Annotated in this window: 10 protein-coding genes; all 10 read left to right on the forward strand. The window is 59.6% G+C overall.

The features are described from left to right. The first annotated feature begins 24 nt into the window (after nucleotides 1-24). The 10 genes from BKN05_RS02805 (at nucleotide 25) to BKN05_RS02850 (ending at nucleotide 17141) form a co-directional block, all read left to right on the forward strand. On the forward strand, nucleotides 25-1719 hold the full coding sequence (locus BKN05_RS02805; RefSeq protein WP_049377542.1) for an arabinofuranosyltransferase AftB family protein: 1695 nt from the start codon (nucleotides 25-27) through the stop codon (nucleotides 1717-1719). Nucleotides 1720-1856: 137 nt separating this feature from the next. Then, nucleotides 1857-2870, forward strand: coding sequence for an alpha/beta hydrolase (locus BKN05_RS02810; protein WP_049377543.1), 1014 nt, complete (start codon nucleotides 1857-1859; stop codon nucleotides 2868-2870). Between the two features lie 159 nt (nucleotides 2871-3029). Then, a complete protein-coding gene (locus BKN05_RS02815; protein ID WP_286687891.1) occupies nucleotides 3030-4175 on the forward strand; it encodes an HNH endonuclease signature motif containing protein in 1146 nt (381 codons plus the stop codon). A gap of 21 nt (nucleotides 4176-4196) precedes the next feature. Further along, nucleotides 4197-5597, forward strand: coding sequence for an NAD-dependent succinate-semialdehyde dehydrogenase (locus tag BKN05_RS02820; RefSeq protein WP_286687892.1), 1401 nt, complete (start codon nucleotides 4197-4199; stop codon nucleotides 5595-5597). 137 nt (nucleotides 5598-5734) lie between these two features. Further along, entirely contained in the window at nucleotides 5735-7681 is a 1947-nt protein-coding gene (locus BKN05_RS02825; RefSeq protein ID WP_269954065.1) for an alpha/beta hydrolase-fold protein, read from the forward strand. 2 nt (nucleotides 7682-7683) lie between these two features. Beyond that, complete coding sequence (locus tag BKN05_RS02830; RefSeq protein WP_049377548.1) at nucleotides 7684-8115, forward strand: DUF732 domain-containing protein; 432 nt, start codon at nucleotides 7684-7686, stop codon at nucleotides 8113-8115. Between the two features lie 22 nt (nucleotides 8116-8137). Next, nucleotides 8138-9052, forward strand: a complete 915-nt coding sequence (locus BKN05_RS02835; RefSeq protein WP_198492179.1) for a cutinase family protein — start codon at nucleotides 8138-8140, stop codon at nucleotides 9050-9052. Between the two features lie 59 nt (nucleotides 9053-9111). Then, the gene (locus tag BKN05_RS02840) at nucleotides 9112-10824 is read left to right on the forward strand and encodes an AMP-binding protein (protein ID WP_286687893.1); all 1713 of its coding nucleotides are present in this window, start codon (nucleotides 9112-9114) and stop codon (nucleotides 10822-10824) included. Nucleotides 10825-10903: 79 nt separating this feature from the next. Further along, the gene (locus BKN05_RS02845; protein WP_286687894.1) at nucleotides 10904-15610 is read left to right on the forward strand and encodes a type I polyketide synthase; all 4707 of its coding nucleotides are present in this window, start codon (nucleotides 10904-10906) and stop codon (nucleotides 15608-15610) included. Then, nucleotides 15585-17141, forward strand: a complete 1557-nt coding sequence (locus tag BKN05_RS02850; protein WP_286687895.1) for an acyl-CoA carboxylase subunit beta — start codon at nucleotides 15585-15587, stop codon at nucleotides 17139-17141. Before BKN05_RS02845 ends, BKN05_RS02850 begins: the two co-directional genes overlap by 26 nt. The last annotated feature ends 172 nt before the right edge of the window (nucleotides 17142-17313 follow it).

Here is a 17313-nt window from a genome sequence, read left to right on the forward strand (position 1 = left end):
GTGGGGCTGATAAACTTTCTCCCCGTGTTTAACATCGACCACAAGAGCATCGCCCGCTGGAGCACCCCAGCGGTCGTTCTTGTGATCGGTGTTTTATCTTTCTGGGGCGGCTTCGCACGCCGTTGGATTTCCGATGACGGCCTCATCGTCCTGCGCACCGTGCGCAACCTCGAAGCCGGAAATGGGCCCGTGTTCAATATGGGCGAGCGTGTAGAGGCCAATACCTCCACGCTGTGGCAGTACCTCATCTTCCTCGTGCGCTGGGTTTCCCATGCAAATCTGGAAGGCATCGCCGTTTACTTGGGCCTCTTCTTAGCGGTAGCGGCAATGGTTGTCGGCACGGGGGCGTCGGCAAGCATGCGCTCTGGAGCCGTCCTTCCGGCCGGCGCGCTGGTGTATCTGGCCCTGCCACCGGCCCGGGACTTTTTCACTTCTGGGCTGGAATGGGGCCTGTGCATTTTCTATCTCGCAGTGCTGTGGTGGCTTTTGCTGCGGTGGTCGCGCCCGCGCCGCCACTCCGGGAGCAATAGCGAAGCCTATTGGCTCGCCTTCTGGGCCGGGCTGTCCTGGCTGGTGCGCCCAGAGCTCGCCCTGTATGGCGGGCTGGTGGGAATCGTGCTGCTCGTATCCCACCGCTGGTGGAAGATTCTTGCCGTCGCAGTGCCGCTGCCGTTGGCCTATGAGATTTTCCGCATGGGCTACTACGGCCTGCTGACCCCGCACACGGCCGTGGCCAAGTCCGCGGCGGGTTCCGAATGGGGCAAAGGCTTTACCTACCTGGCGGACTTTGCCGGACCGTACTGGCTCTTCCTGCCGCTCATAGTGCTTGCCATTGCAGGTCTGTGGAAGGCGGACCTGCGCCCCACCGCTCTGCGCTCCACCGCCACTGCCACGTATCTTTTTGTGGGTGCGGCACTCATCCATACGCTTTACGTCTTGCGCGTGGGCGGAGACTTTATGCACGGCCGCATGCTGCTGCTGCCACTTTTTGCGTTTCTGCTTCCAATCTTTGTCGTTAGCGTACGCATGTGGATTGTCTCCGTCCTCTGCGCGGTGTGGGCGCTGGTTATCGTTCTGCGCGGCCATCCGGTGGATCGCAGCGTCTATGCGGATGAAATTTCCATCGTGGACGAGCGCGATTTCTGGACCTATGCCACCCAGCGCCAGGATCCTCCTATGCGGGCCGAAGAGTTCCTCGGCGCCAAGTTTATGGAGGACTACCAAGAGGGCATCGACGAGCTAGAGGCCGGCGACGCCATGACCTTCCGCTATATCAAGGGCGAAGATAGGTTCTCGTGGACGGCCACGCCTGCGGACCCTTCGCGCACCGATCCGCCGACCGTTTACCTGCTCAATTTGGGCCTGTCTTCCATGAATGCGCCGCTGGATATTCGCGTGCTGGACAATATCGGCCTCAGCAACCCTTTGGCGGCGCGCCAGCCGCGCATCGTGGGCGGGCGCATTGGGCACGACAAGAGCTTGGATATGTCGTGGCAGGTGGCAGATTCCGCGGCCGATATCGACGAGATCCCGGCGTGGATTGATAAGCACGAGGCGGCCAAGGCTCGCGCCGCGCTTGACGACGCCGATTTTCAGAAACTCTTCGCCACATACAGGGAACCCCTAACTTGGGACCGTTTCTGGAAAAATATTAAATTCTCCCTGACCGATGGCCGGACCCTCACTTTTTCTTCTAATCCCTCTGACTACCTGCATTAATCCCTTTAAATGCAGACTTTAGGGGGAACCTAAGTTACACTATTCTGTGATATTGTTATCGATCCGTGACGTTAACGGTATACAGGTTCCGGACGATAGAACTTAGTGACAATCACCGAGGAGTTTGAAGGAGAAAGATGACTGCATCCATCAAGGGTCGCGTCCTTTCAGTCATCATGGCAGTTGCCGTAGCTTTGGGCCTGGCCGTCGTGGCAGGGTCCCAGCCGGCAGAGGCAGCCAACCGCGACTGGCTGCGCCGTGACGCCACTGGTACGTGTGAGTGGGACAAGGTCGGCTGGTGGGTCCAGCGTTGCGACGTATGGTCCCAGGCAATGGGCCGCACCATTCCGGTGCAGGTTCAGCCGGCAAAGCGTGGCGGCAATGCTGCCCTTTACCTGCTAGATGGCCTGCGTGCCACCGATCGCACTAACGCATGGGTAAATGACGTTAATGCTGCCAAGACCTACGAGCCGCACAACATCACCCTCGCTATGCCCGTCGGTGGTGCTGCTTCCTTCTACGCTGACTGGCAGGGTCCTGCTACCTACGACCTGGAAAATCCGGTCAACTATAAGTGGGAGACCTTCCTGACCAGCGAGCTTCCTGGCTACTTGGAGCGCAACTTCGGTGTTGCCCGCAACAATAACTCCATTGCTGGCCTGTCCATGGGCGCCGGTGCCGCCCTGACCCTGGCTGCAAAGCACCCGAACCAGTTCCGTCAGGCGCTGTCCTACTCTGGCTTCCTGACCACCACGGTCCCAGGCGCTCAGACCATGATGCGCTTTGCCATGCTGGATGCGGGCGGATTCAACATCAACGCTATGTACGGTTCCCTGTTTAACCCGAAGCGTTTCCAGAACGATCCGCTGCTGCTTATTCCGAAGTTGCGCAATACCAACCTGTACATCTCCGCAGCTTCTGGTGTCCCAGGCGCCGGCGATAGCCACTACCTGCCGGAGCACCAAGCGGCAGGTGCCGCACTCGAGTTCGGCTCCAATATCACCACCCGCGTGTGGGAAGGCGCCGCTCGCCTGCAGGGCCTGAACCCGACCGTGGACTACCCGGCACAGGGTCTGCACAACTGGGAGCAGTTCGGCTACCAGCTCAACCGCTCTAAGCCGCAGGTGCTTAACGTCATGAACGCTTGGTAATTCTTGCGGCCGAGTCCCCTTTCTCAAGGAAAGGGGATTTTCTTTTATGAGGCGTATCGAACAAATATGCGTCTATCTATTGCGGGGATCTCGGCGTTGCGCTAATCTAGGGGTGTCAGTTCGATTGGGTGTGCGAATTTATTTAGAGGGGGAGCTTTTGTGACTACTGCTACCGCACCACCAAAACAAGCGTATTTTTCTACCAATGACATGGAAGACACCGTGTGTGTCATGGCCATGGTGCAAAGAATTCAATCATGGCAACTGTTCCAGGCAGTGTTGCCACAGTTGGAAGACGACGTTGATTGCACACTAGCTGTATTGGCTAAGAAGCTCGGTCTTTCGCGATGGCGGGTATCAAGTGCAATCCAAGCCCACTTTCGGATGCGCGAACTGCCGCTTACTACCGCAGTACAAACAGAACACTGGATTTTGGACCTTCCGCGACTCCAAGTTATTGACGTGGAATTGCGCCCCCTCGGCGGGGATGAAGCGCAGATCCAGCTGGTTGATGCGGCCTTGGCAGATTTTCTCACGCCCAAAGACCCAGGACAGCACGTGCCGACGGAACCGGAAATCCGAAATTTCCTGCGCGGATTCATTGATGGGCTGCTGAAGCCAGATTTGTCGGCGCAAATCGAGCGCGCGGTGTCGGTGTCCTATTCGGGTGGACAAGCCACGATCGTGTTGAAGACAGATAAGGCCACTGCGGCGGCGATTTCCCGGCATGTTGATAAAGCGGCAGCAGAAGACGGAGTTTCAAAGGCGGAGGCGCTGGAAAATCTGATCTTTAACCGCACTAGTACCGAGGTGGTGATTAACACCTATCGCACTGGCGAGGATCCTTCCCGCGTCTTTATTCCTAGCGCAGGGTGGTGCCATCTGGGGGAGGACTTAGCACATGACTCTGCGGTGCGAACTCTTACCGCCGAGGACGTCAAAAAGTATGTTCCCTCAGAAGAAATCCGTGCCTGGGTGCAGGGGCGGGACGCGACCTGCCGGTGGCCGGGGTGTTCAATGCCAGCGCACTATTGCCAACTGGACCACCGTGTGGAGTATGACGAAGGGGGTCCGACCAGCGCCGGAAACTTGGTCAGCTTATGCCAGCATCACCATAACGTGAAGACGGATGGTCGGGTGAGATACATCATGGACCCGTTTACCGGAGATATTGTCTGGATGTTTGAGGATGGCACCTTTGAAGTGGACCGCGCAGCCGGACCTCTAGCGCCACGAAACATTCACTGGAAACTTACTTGGGAGCAATTCCTTAAATTGCAGAGGAGAACATTGCAAGGTTCGTGAGTCGGGACTATACAGGGGTCCATGTTCGCTATTGAGAATCCAAGCACTGGTAAGAGTGAAGACACTTTCGAGCGTATCGATGATTCACAGCGTGATGACATTCTGGACCGTTCTACTGCGGCCTTTAATGCATGGCGTGAGACCCGCATTGAGGAACGCGCGGCAATCCTTTCGCGCGCAGCGGATCTTTATGAAGAGCGCATTGATGAGTTAGCCGATCACATTGGCCGTGAGATGGGCAAGCTAACCCGTTGGGCTAAGGCTGAGATTCAGATCGTGGCCGATATCTACCGCTACTATGCTGAGCACGCTCACGAGCTGCTTGCAGATGAATACCTGCCGGCCCAAAACGCGCACAAGACCGTAGTGCGCAAGGAGCCGATCGGCCCACTGCTAGGCATCATGCCGTGGAACTTCCCGTACTACCAGGTAGCCCGCTTCGCGGCGCCTAACCTGCTGCTGGGTAACACCATTGTGCTCAAGCACGCTTCCATCTGCCCGCTGTCTTCCCAAGCATGCCAGGACATCCTGGAAGAGGCTGGTCTGCCGAAGGACGCGTACATCAACATCTACGCTTCCGGTTCCCAGATGGATGCTTTTGTAGCGGATAAGCGCATCAAGGGCGTTTCCCTGACTGGCTCTGAAGCTGCGGGCTCTGCAGTAGCAAAGACCGCGGGCGAAAATTATAAGAAGTCGGTGCTGGAGCTGGGCGGCAACGACCCGTTCTTGGTCATTGATGATGAAAACCTCGAGTGGGTACTGGATCAGTTCAACTTGATTCGCATGTACAACACTGGCCAGGCCTGCAACGCGCCGAAGCGACTTATTGTGCTCGAGGACTTCTACGACCGCACCGTAGAGTACTTGGAAAAGAAGATCGGGGCCATGAAGGTTGGCCCGTACGACGATGAGAATGCAGATATTGGTCCACTGTCTTCCATCGACGCTCGCGATGAGATTGTAGAGCGGCTGGAGAAGGCTGCGGCCAATGGTGATGCCAAGGTTCGCGTAGGCGGCAAGAAGATTGACCGCGAGGGTGCGTACATGGAGCCTACGCTGCTTACCGACGTCGACCCTTCCGCCGACGTTGGCTGCAATGAAATCTTCGGTCCGGTCGCCATTGTCTATAAGGCCAAGGACGTCGAAGAAGCCATCGAGATTGCTAATAACTCGGACTATGGCTTGTCTAGCTCCGTATGGGGCACCGATCTGGATGCCGCATTCGAGGTGGCAAACCAGCTCAACGATGGCATGACGTTTGTCAACGAGGCGTCGGTAACCGCAGCAGGCCTGCCTTTCGGTGGCGTGAACCGCTCCGGCTACGGCCGCGAGCTGGCACGCTGGGGCGTCGGCGAGTTTGTCAACGAGCACCTGTACCGCGTGAGCGGACAGGATAACCCGGGCAACTCCCCGGCAATGTAGCGGCGTGTCAGTCTAGCGTAAGCCTCAAGTTCAACTTAAACTTGAGCACACGATAGACAGCTCACGCCGCAGGCATCGGTCCGGGGGAGGGGAACCCTCGGAAAGGTACCGCGGCAAATCTTCAAGGACGTTTACCTATGCGCAAAAGCACTTCCCCGAGCAAAGCTCGCAAGGGCCTTGCAGTGGCCGCAGTACCTACCGCTATTGCCGTGGGTTTGGCTCTGCTGCCAAACGCCACCGCACAATCTTCCGTAGGCGATCTCTCTTCCGCAATCGGCGGCGATTCCAGCCTGTCCGATCACTTCGCCCCGAAGGAGCCACCCGCTCGCACCCCGCTGAACACCGAATACCCAGATGTTAAGGGCCTGCCGGAGGGTGTCAAGATCAATCGTGTGGAGTACCTGACCAACCGCCACTTGATGGTCTACATCAAGTCCGCAGCCATGCCGGATAAAGAGCAGAAGGTGCAAATCCAGCTGGCTCGTGACTGGTACTCCCACCCGGAAAAGAAGTTCCCAGAGGTATGGGCGCTCGACGGCCTGCGTGCGCGTGACGATGAGTCCGGCTGGACCATCGAGACCAATATTTTGAACCAGTACGCTGACCGTAACGTCAACCTGATTATGCCGGTTGGCGGCGAATCTTCCTTCTACTCGGACTGGGAGCAAGCAGACCGCGGTAAGCGCTACATGTGGGAGACCTTCCTCACCAAGGAATTGATCCCCATCTTGGATAATGAGTACCGCTCGAACCACAAGCGTGCGGTCACCGGCCTGTCCATGGGCGGCACGGCCGCGATGAACTTGGCTGAGCGCAACCCGCACCTGTTCAACTTCGTGGGCTCCTTCTCCGGTTACCTGGACACCACTACGCGCGGCATGCCGGAAGCCATTATGGCTGCGCAGCGCGATGCCGGCGGTTATGATTCCCGCAAGATGTGGGGACAGCCGGGCTCCCAGAACTGGATCGACCACGATCCAAAGCTGGGCATCGAAAACCTGAAAGACATGAAGGTATATGTCTCTGCAGGTTCGGGCAAGGATGACTTTGGTAACGCCAACTCCGTGGCCAAGGGTCAAGCAAACCTCGCCGGCATGGGCTTGGAGGTCATCTCCCGTATGTCGACCCAGACTTTTGTTGATTATGCGAAGCGCGCCAAGATTGACCCTGTGACTAAGTTCCGCCCATCCGGCGTGCATAGCTGGGAATACTGGCAGTTTGAGATGCAGCAGGCATGGCCCTACATCGCAGATGCCCTCGAGATGGACAAGGCTGATCGCGGTGCGGACTGTGAGGCCATTGGTGCCATCGCCAAGGAAACCAAGAGCGGCGTCATTGGCTCTTGCTTGAATAACGAGTACGACGTCGCCAAGAAGGGCAAGGCCCAGGACTTCGAGTCTGGTACCGCTTACTGGTCCCCGGATACCGGTGCGCACGCCCTCTTCGGCCGCATTGGTGCTCGCTACGCCGAAATCGGCGGGCCTACCTCCTGGCTGGGCTTCCCTAAGACCGGCGAGTCTAAGACCCCGGACGGCAAGGGTCGCTTCGTGCACTTCGAGCACGGCTCCATCTACTGGTCCCCGGAGACCGGTGCGTGGGAGATTACCGGCGATATGTTCCAGGCCTGGGGCAAGAACGGCTACGAAAGGGGCGACCTGAAGTACCCGACCGGCCCGGTCAAGAAGGTCGGCGAGGGCTACATGCAGGAATTCCAGGATGGCGTCCTGACCCGTAATCCGGATGGCTCCAACCAGGTAGTCCACGGTGCTATCGGTGCCAAGTACAAGGACATGGGCGGCGCTGAATCTGCGCTCGGCTTCCCGACGTCCGGTGAGAACGCCGTCAACGGCGGCTTCTTCCAGACCTTTGAGAAGGGCAGCATCTACTGGTCCCCGAAGTCCGGTGCGCACTACATTCTGAAGAGCAAGATCATGGACCGCTGGGGCCAGGCTGGCTGGGAGCAAGGCGAGTTCGGCTGGCCTACTTCTGACTATTCTGAGATTGCCGCTGGCGGCGTGAGCCAGGAATTCCAGCACGGCAAGATCAGCGAGGTCCTCGGCCAGGTTCGGGCCGAGAAGAAGTAGCTATGCGCAAGCTAGTAGTTGTGGGCGCGGCGCTGTGCTTGGGTCTTGCGGGCTGCGATTCCGCCACGGTGGATAGCGAACCGCCGCAAGAGACCGAGATCGCGCCCCTCGAGCGGGAGTCCGATGCCCCTTCCTCTTCGGAGAATTCCGCTTCTAAGTCGCAAGAAGATCGCGGTGCGCGTGAGATCTCTGAAATCCCGTCCGCTGAGGTGCCGGAACCGGACGCCAAATACTTGGACAAGCTCAAGGACGCCGGCGTTAACGTCGATGGCGTAGAGGATCAGCTCCTTGGGGCCGGCAAAGCGGCCTGTGACGAGAATGAGGTCACCATTTCTGCGGTTGCCGGCCAGCTCATTGAGCAGCAGCGCACCACGATGGGCTTCGAAGAGCTTTCCCAGCTCATCAAGGATTCCGCACGTTCAGGGATTTGCTAGGTTTAGCTGGTACAACTAATCCATGCGAAAAACTATTACCGTTGTCGCGGCCCTCGTCGTTTTAGCTGTCATTGGCGTAGGCGCGTCGCGTTACCTCAACCAAGGCACCGACTCCCCGGCTCCGCACACCACGGAGCAGGCCGCGCCACCGCAACCGCAGCAGCCTGAGTGGTGCCCCCGTGTGGAGTTCATTTCTGCCCCGGGTACCTGGGAGTCTGCGGCTGACGACGACCCCATTAACCCTTCTGCCAACCCGCGCTCGTTCATGCTGTCTATTACGAAGCCGTTGCAGGAGGCCTACGGGGAGGACGTGAAGGTCTGGACCCTTCCCTATACCGCGCAATTCAAAAATATTAATGCGCAACATGAAATGAGCTACGACGATTCCCGCAATGAGGGAACCGCCAAGATGAATGACGAGCTACGTAGCGTTCACCAAAGCTGCCCAGCTACCAAATTTATTTTGAGCGGCTTTTCTCAGGGTGCGGTGATTGCTGGCGACGTTGCCGATGAGATTGGCGGCGGCCAGGGTGTGGTGCCGGCGGAATCCATCGCGGGCGTGGCCCTTATCGCGGACGGCCGCCGTCAAAATGGCGTCGGGCAAAACCCGGGTCGCAAGGTGGGTGGTGTCGGTGCTGAAATTGCCCTTCAGCCGGTATCCGGATTGGTTCAGCCCATCGTGCCGGGGGCCTCCATGCGTGGTGCGCGCCAGAATGGGTTCGGTAGCCTCGCGGATCGCACCTTCCAGATTTGCGCGCCCAATGATTCGGTTTGTGATGCCCCGCCAAACGTGACCAATGCACTTGAGCGCGCGCAGGGTTTGATTGCCGCGAATGGCGTGCATGCGCAATATGCCTCCAATAGTGGCGTTATCGATGGAACGACTGCTAACCAATGGGTAGTGGGCTGGGCCCGCCAGCTTATCGACGCCGCGTAACAACCATTCCCCCAACTCCGATAGTTTTATTACCGAAACCATTTACCTAAGGAGAATCGATGGATCTAAAAGCGCAGATGGGGCAGTTCTTAGCGCCCGAGTTCACCTTGGCCCAGTTGGCAGAGAAGCTCTTCCAAGCGGAGACCGACCCAGACCGCGTGGTGATGCGCCAGTGGATCTACGGTGAGGAAGAAACCTGCCGGGAGCTCACCCGCGCACAGGTCAATAACCGCATCAAGGTGGTGGCGGCGCGCCTGCAGCAGGTGGCAGAGCCTGGTACCCGCGTGGCTATCTTGGCTGGTAATTCACCAGAATACGTCTTCGGCTTCTTGGGCGCTCTATATGCGGGCATGGTGCCGATTCCGCTATATGACCCCAACGAACCGGGGCACTCGGACCACCTAAAGGCCGTATTTGGTGACTGTGAACCGTCCATTGTGGTAACTAACCGCGTATCGGCGGCGGCAGTGCGCACGTACTTTTCCGCTCAACGCGAGCGCCCGCGCATCATTTCCCTCGACGCCCTTCCTGATTCTTTGGCGTCCTCCTGGACTCCTGTGGAGGGAACCGCAGAGGACACTGCCTTCCTGCAGTACACCTCCGGTTCCACCCGCACCCCGGCCGGTGTGGAGCTCACCAATCGCGCGATTATTACCAACGTGGCGCAGATCTTCCAGGCCGTGCAGCTGCAGATGCCTGCCCGCATCGTTTCTTGGCTGCCGATGCACCACGATATGGGCATCATCCTGGCCGTATTTGTCACCATCTTGGGCCTCGACTTCGAGATGATGACCCCGCGCGATTTCATCCAGCACCCGGATCGCTGGGTCCGGCGCCTCACGGCGGGCAAGCAGGCCACCTATGCCGCAATCCCGAACTTTGCCTTGGAACTCGCTGCGCGCCATGCCAAGGATGCAGATTTCTCGCACGTGGCCGGCATTATTATTGGTTCCGAGCCGGTGACGGAATCGGCCGTGGACTCTTTCCTCGGTGCCTTCAGCGTGGATCGCTCCGTACTGCGACCGTCCTATGGCCTGGCAGAAGCGGCGCTTATTGTGTCTACCCCGCAAACCGAGAAGCGCCCGGTCATCGCGCACTTTAACCGCGCGGAGCTAGCTGCAGGTCGCGCCGTCATCGAGGATAAATCCGAAGACACCGTTGCCTACGCCTCCAATGGACAGTGCGTGCCGCATCAGCACCTCGCCATTGTGGATCCGGAAACTCGCGCCGAGGTGAAGGACGGCGTTATCGGAGAAATCTGGGTTCACGGTCCCAATATGGCCACCGGCTACCTCAACCGCCCAGAGGAAACTGCTGCGACCTTCCGCAATACGCTGGGTGAGCGTCAACAAGATGGCCTGCCGGAAGACGATTACTGGATGGCCACCGGAGACTTGGCGACCATCGTGGATGGGGAATTGTATATCACCGGCCGTCTGAAGGATCTCATCGTCATTGCTGGGCGCAACCATTATCCGCAGGATATTGAGGGCACGGTGCAAGCCGCTTCCGCGCAGGTTCGCCCGGATTCCGTTGCTGCCTTCTCCGTGGAAGGCAATGACTCTGAGTCCCTCGTTTTGCTGGTGGAGCGCGCCGATGATGCGCAGCCGTCCGATGATGCCGAGGCAACCGAGGCCATTCGCACCGCGGTCACTGCCCACCACGGCATCACTCCGGATGACATCGTGTGGAAGGCACCTGGCGAAATCAACCGCACGTCCTCCGGCAAGATTGCGCGCCGCGTAGCCAAGAAGAATTATGTGGGATTCTGATATATCGCTAACAAAGTGACAAAATATAGCGATATACCCCTTTGCTATTTAGTATTTTTCCGTAACGAAAGACCTTTTTATGACCATCGAGCAACTGCGAGCATGGCTGCGTGACTGGGTCGCCCAGGCCACCGGTGTTTCCGCCGAAGAGATCCTAGATTCCAAGCCTTTGGAAAATTATGGCCTCTCCTCGCGGGATGCTGTAGTGTTATCCGGCGAGCTGGAAAACCTTCTGGGAACCCGCCTCGATGCCACCGTGGCATATGAGTATCCCACCATCGAGCTGCTGGCGGACCGCCTGCTGAACGCACCGGCGGTGCCCCAGCCGGAAGAGCGCGCCCCGCGGATCGCGCAGGGATCCGACATTGCGGTCATTGGTCTTTCCGGCCGCTTCCCGGGCGCCAACAATGCCCAAGAGTTCTGGTCTATGTTGGCGGAATCGCGCGCCGGCACCGGCCCGTTGCCAGTGGGTCGGTGGTCCGAATACTCCGCAGATCCGGTAATGAGCGAGAAGATCGCTCAGCAAAATACCGATGGCGGTTACCTTGAAGACATCGCCTCCTTTGATGCGGAATTTTTTGGCCTGTCTCCACTTGAGGCTGCCAATATGGATCCCCAGCAGCGCATCCTGTTGGAGCTGGTGTGGGAAGCACTAGAAAACGCTGGTGTCCCCGCCAATGAGCTACGTGGCACGCAGACCGGTGTATACATGGGCTCGACCAATAACGACTACGGCATGCTCATCGGTGCCGATTCCGCCGAGATGCACCCGTATGCGCTGACCGGAATTTCCTCGGCTGTGGTTGCCAACCGCATTTCTTACGCCCTGGATTTCCGCGGCCCCTCCATCAACGTGGATACGGCATGCTCCTCCTCCCTCGTAGCGGTGAACCAGGCGATGAAGGATTTGCGCACGGGGAGCGCGGACGTGGCGCTGGCCGGTGGCGTGAATATCTTGGCCGCCCCGCATGCGTCCACGGCGTTCTCGGAGTTGGGCGTTACCTCTCCGACGAGTGCCATTCACGCCTTTTCCGACGACGCCGATGGTATCGTGCGTGCCGACGCCGCCGGCGTCCTCGTGCTCAAGCGCCTGGAGGATGCGGAAGCCGACGGTGACGATATCCTGGCCGTCATCAAGGGCTCTGCCGTCAACTCCGATGGCCACTCCAATGGCCTGACCGCCCCGAATCCGGAGGCACAGGAGGACGTGCTGCGCCGCGCCTATGCTGATGCGGGCGTAAATCCGCAGGACGTGGACTATATTGAGGCCCACGGCACCGGCACCATTCTGGGCGATCCGATCGAGGCCTCCGCCCTGGGCCGCGTGCTCGGTGCGGGCCGCGGGGTCGAAACTCCTATTTTGCTCGGCTCTGCCAAGACCAATATCGGCCACTCTGAATCCGCCGCGGGCGTGGTCGGCCTTATCAAGGTCATCCAGGCCATGCGCAATGACGTAATTCCGGCCAATATCAATTACTCGGCGCCGAATCGTTATATCGATTTCGAGGCCGAGCACCTCGAGGTAGTCGAGGATCCGCGCGAGTGGCCCGAGTACTCCGGGCGCAAGGTTGCGGGTGTGTCTGGCTTTGGTTTCGGCGGCACCAATGCGCACGTCGTACTCACCGATTACCGCGGTACCCCGGCCGAACGCGCGCCGCAGCTTTCCACCGAAACGGTCGCGTTGCCGGTATCCGGCCTTTTGCCTTCGCGCCGGGCACGCGCTGCGGCCCTGTTGGCAGACTTCATTGAGGCGGAAAAGCCCGCGCTTGTCGACGTCGCCCGAACTGTCGCCCGCCGCAACCACTCCCGTTCCCGCGCCGTCGTGATGGCTAGCTCCACCGAGGAAGCGGTCAAGCGCCTGCGCCAGGTGGCTGAGGGCAAGGTTTCCGTTGGCATCGCCGCTGCGGATTCCCCGCAGGTCCCAGGCCCGGTATTTGTTTACTCCGGGTTCGGATCCCAGCACCGCAAGATGGCGAAGGACATGATTGCGCTCTCGCCGCAGTTCAAAGCTCGCTTGGAAGAGCTCGATGCCATCGTGGACTTTGAGTCCGGCTGGTCCATCCTGGATATCGTCAACGATGATGCCCAAACCTATGACACCGAGACCGCCCAGGTGGCCATTACCGCCATTCAGATTGCATTGACGGACTTGCTTGCTTCCTTTGGCGTGCGTCCAGCCGGCGTGATGGGCATGTCCATGGGCGAGATTGCCGCGGCCTATGCCGCAGGCGGCATCTCCGCAGAGGACGCCATGGTTATTGCCTGCCACCGCGCACGGTTGATGGGTGAGGGTGAGGCGTCGCTAAGCGATGCCGAGCAAGGAGCCATGGCCGTCGTAGAGCTCTCGGCCGAGGATATTGCCGCGCTCGACGGCAATATCGAACCCGCCGTGTATACCGGACCCGGTATGACCACCGTGGGCGGCCCACGCCAAGAGGTGCTGGACCTGGTGGAAAAGCTCGACGGCGAGGGCAAGTTCGCCCGTGCGCTCAATGTGAAGGCCGCCGGGCATACCTCGGCCGTGGACCCCATCCTGGGCGAGCTGCATGCAGCCATCGCCGGCATGGAAGCCAAGCCGCTACACACCCCGCTGTTTTCCTCCGTGGATAAGGGCGAGGTTTATCGCCCTGGTACCACCGTGCACGATGAGGACTATTGGCTGCGCATGACCCGCCACTCGGTCTACCTGCAGGATGCCACCGAGGCGGCCTTCAACGCCGGCCACACCCAGCTGGTGGAAATCTCGCCGAACCCGGTGGCGCTGATGGGCCTCATGTCCACCGCCTTCGCCGTGGGCAAGGCCGATGCGCAGCTGCTGTATGCGTTGAAGCGCAAGGTGGATCCCACCGAGTCCTTGCTGGATCTGCTCAGCAAGCTCTATGTCGCTGGCATGCCGGTGGACTTCGGTGCGGTATTTGGCTCTGGTGCGCGCGTAGAGGCGCCCTATACCCAGTTCAACCGCCAGCGCTTCTGGACCAACGCGCGTCCGTCGGCCGGTGTATCCGGCCTGCCGGGCGCACGCGTCAATCTGCCAGAGGGCAAGGTTGCCTTCTCTACCAATGCGGACCAGGCGCCATCTGCGCTGGCCATCGTGGAGGCGGCGGCCGAGGCCGTCAAGCCTGGGGCGCGCATCATCGCTACCGAGGAACACGCCGACCTGCCACCGCGCGGTGAGGTCACCACGCTGGTAAGCCAGTCCATCGGTGGTATGTCCGTAGCCGTCTACGCCGTCCGAGGCGCACAGACGGAGCTCCTAGCGGAAGGCTTTGCCTCCGCCTTGGACTTGGGCGCGGCGCCTATCCCGGGCGTGGCCGATGTGCCTGAAAGCGAGCCTGCAGCAACCGCAGAAGTTGATGCCGTACGCTGGGATCCCGCCGAGGAAACCGTGGAAGACCGCCTCGCACTCATCGTGTCGGAATCCATGGGCTACGACGTCTCTGACCTGCCGCGCGAGTTGCCGCTCATTGACTTGGGCCTGGATTCCCTAATGGGCATGCGCATTAAGAACCGCGTGGAAAATGACTTCCAAATTCCGCCGCTGCAGGTGCAGGCGCTACGCGACGCCTCTTTGGCCGACGTTATTTCCATGGTGGAAGAGGCCGTAGCCGGCGGCAGCGTGGATACCAACGACATTGCTACTGCGGATACGCCTGCACCAGAAGAAGACGAACCCGGCCAGGGCGTCGGCGTTGCCCCGCGTGATGCCTCGGAGCGCATGGTCTTTGGCACCTGGGCCACCTTTACCGGTAAGGCAGCTGCGGGCGTTACCTCGGCACTGCCAGAGGTAAGCGATGAGGTAGCGACCCAAATCGCCGAGCGCCTCACCGAGCGTGCCGGCATCGAGGTCACCGCCCAGCAGGTCCACGAGGCCGAGGCGCTAGAGACTTTGGCCGACCTCGTCCGCGAAGGATTGGAGACCGAGGTGGAAGGTAATATCCGCGTCCTGCGTGAGGCTGATGGCCCGGCCGTATTCATGTTCCACCCAGCCGGCGGCACCACTGTGGTTTACCAGCCACTAACCCGACGCCTGCCCGAGGACGTGGCAGTCTACGGCGTAGAGCGCGTCGAGGGCTCGCTGGAGGAGCGCGCCGAGGCTTATATCGAGGACATCCTGCACTACGCTCGCGGCCGCAAGGTCGTGCTCGGCGGGTGGTCCTTCGGTGGCGCGCTGGCTTATGAGGTGGCCTATCAGCTGCATCAGCGCACCCAGCGTGGCCAGGATTCGGCGGACGTGGCGTTCATCGCGCTGCTGGATACCACCCAGCCGTCGAATCCAGCGCCGGATACCCCGGAAGAAACCCGTGCTCGGTGGGAGCGCTACGCGGCCTTTGCCAAGAAAACCTACGGACTGGACTTCGAGCCGCCGTACGAGATGCTGGAGACCATGGGCGAAGATGCGCTTATGACCATGCTGGCGGAGTTCCTCGCTACTACCGATGCCTCTGAGCACGGCCTTGCCGCCGGCGTTCTGGAGCACCAGCGCGCTTCCTTCGTGGATAACCAGATTCTGGCCAAAATCGACTTCCACCGCTGGGCCGATGTCACCGTGCCGGTCCTGCTGTTCCGCTCCGAGCGCATGCACGACGGTGCGATTGAGCTGGAGCCGCGCTACGCTGAGATTGACCCCGACGGCGGTTGGGGAGTTATCGTTAAGGATCTAGAAATTGTGCAGCTGCAAAGCGATCACCTTGCAGTGCCAGACGAGCCGGCCATCGGCATCGTGGGCAAGCATATGGACGAATGGATCGAGGAGAAGATACGTGGCGGCCAAGCAGACAACCGCTGAGAAACTCGCTGACCTGCGCGAGCGCCTTGATAAGGCGCAGGACCCAGGCAGTGAGCGCTCCCGCAAGCGCCGCGACGAGGCTGGGCGCACCACGCCTCGTCAACGCATCAATGAATTGCTAGATGAGGGTTCCTTCGTCGAAACCGGATCCTTGGGTAAGACCCCAGGTGACCCTGACGCCATCTATTCCGATGGCGTGGTCACCGGCTATGGCCGCATCTCCGGCCGTCCCGTGTGTATCTACGCTCACGATAAAACCGTCTACGGCGGTTCTGTCGGTGTGACCTTTGGTAAGAAGGTCACCGAGGTCATGGACATGGCCATCAAGATCGGCTGCCCGGTCATCGGTATCCAGGACTCCGGCGGCGCCCGCATCCAGGATGCGGTGACCTCGCTGGCCATGTACTCCGAGATCGCCCGCCGCCAGTTGCCGCTGTCCGGCCGCAGCCCGCAGATTTCCATCATGATGGGCAAGTCGGCCGGTGGCGCCGTCTATGCTCCCGTGACCACGGACTTTGTCATTGCCGTAGACGAGGAAGCGGAAATGTATGTCACCGGACCGAACGTCATCCGCGAGGTTACCGGCGAGGACATTACCTCCGCCGAGCTCGGTGGCGCTCGCCAGCAGGAGCTTAACGGTAACGTCTCGGCGGTCGTCCCTTCCGAGGATGACGCCTTTGATATGGTCCGCGATCTCCTCGACCACCTGCCGCTGACCTGCTTTGATGAGTCACCGGAGTTCGCTGCGCCTGCCGACGCCGAAGTGGCCGAGGACGAAGAGCTCAATGCCTTCATGCCGGATGACACTAATGCTGGCTACGACATGATGGACTTGTTGACCCAGTTGGGCGATGACGAGGATCTCATTGAGATTCAAGAGAACTTCGCCCCCAATATGATCACCGCCTTTGGCCGCATCGATGGCAAGACCGTTGGCTTTGTGGCCAATAACCCCATGCACCTTGCGGGCTGCATTGATGCCGACGCCGCCGATAAGGGCGCGCGCTTCATCCGCATCTGCGATGCTTACAATATTCCGCTGGTCTTTGTGGTGGATACCCCGGGCTACCTGCCGGGCGTGGAACAGGAAAAGGTGGGACTTATCCACCGCGGCGCCAAGTTTGCCTTCGCCGTGGTGGAAGCCACCGTGCCGAAGGTCTCGCTCATCGTGCGCAAAGCCTACGGCGGTGCCTATGCGGTGATGGGCTCGAAGAACCTGACCGGTGATATCAACCTGGCGTGGCCGACCGCGCAGATCGCCGTGATGGGTGCGGCCGCTGCCGTGGTGATGATTGCAGGTAAGCAGCTAGAAGCAGCCGAGACCCCGGAACAGCGTGAGATGACCAAGAAGATGTTCATGGACTTCTATGATGAGACCATGACCGCTCCTTATGTCGCGGCTGAGCGTGGCTATCTAGACGCTATGATTCAGCCGAATCAGTCCCGCTTGGCGCTCCGTCAGGCGCTGCGCCAACTTGCCACCAAGCAGGAAAGCGATCTGCCGAAGAAGCACACTATTGCCCCGATGTAATGCCTTGTGCTTGGATAGCATATAAAGAGTTAATCCTAGTGAAGGAGTTATCTATGATTTTGTCTAGCGCTGTGGACATTGTCAGCGAACTTATCGGTTTCATCGTCGATATTCTCAATCAGGCAGGCATTCAGGTAAGTTCCAAGTAAATGGAGCAAAAAAGAAGGAGGGT

The organism is Corynebacterium sp. S5S1 (assembly GCF_001913985.1).
Classification (GTDB): Bacteria; Actinomycetota; Actinomycetes; order Mycobacteriales; family Mycobacteriaceae; genus Corynebacterium; species Corynebacterium marquesiae.